A 532-nucleotide genomic window follows, 5' to 3' on the forward strand; every position below is an offset into this window, starting at 1 on the left:
AAGTTTTACAAATACTTGTTAGTTTTACAATGTGCTGAGATACAAATCCTTATCTCAAAACAACATTTACTTCGTCAAAATTGCTAAACCTTCTTCTACACCCCAGAAGAATACAACTGAAAAAAAGTTTAGTAACCCTAATTAAATATATATACATAATAGTAAAGTAAGTTTTCGTCAAAATGTCAAATAGTCTTCAAACGCCCCAGAAGAATGTTTAACATAAAAAAACTAAGAGAAATATAATGTATCAAGAATACTTCTACTTGTAATTGCCCCGGAAGTATTCCCCCAAAATCTTAATTATAATGACGAAAATTACTGGAATTATTATTCCATGCTATAATGAATATTATAGACTGGAAAAGGACAAATTTTGCCAATTTTTAACCAAAAACAACAATTATCACTTCTGTTTTGTAAACGATGGTAGCGCAGACAACACCTTAGAGCTACTACAACAACTAAGACAATTCGATCCCAAAAGAATATCGGTAATCGATCTGGAACAAAACCAAGGAAAAGCATCTGC

General features: G+C 31.0%; 1 protein-coding gene. It reads left to right on the forward strand.

Annotated features, from left to right (window positions below):
* Positions 1–308: 308 nt before the first annotated feature.
* The coding region (locus ACXAGJ_RS24640; protein ID WP_474843841.1) for a glycosyltransferase at positions 309–532 on the forward strand (224 nt) is incomplete at its 3' end.

The sequence above is a fragment of the Aquimarina sp. AWH4_224 genome (genome assembly GCF_056160245.1).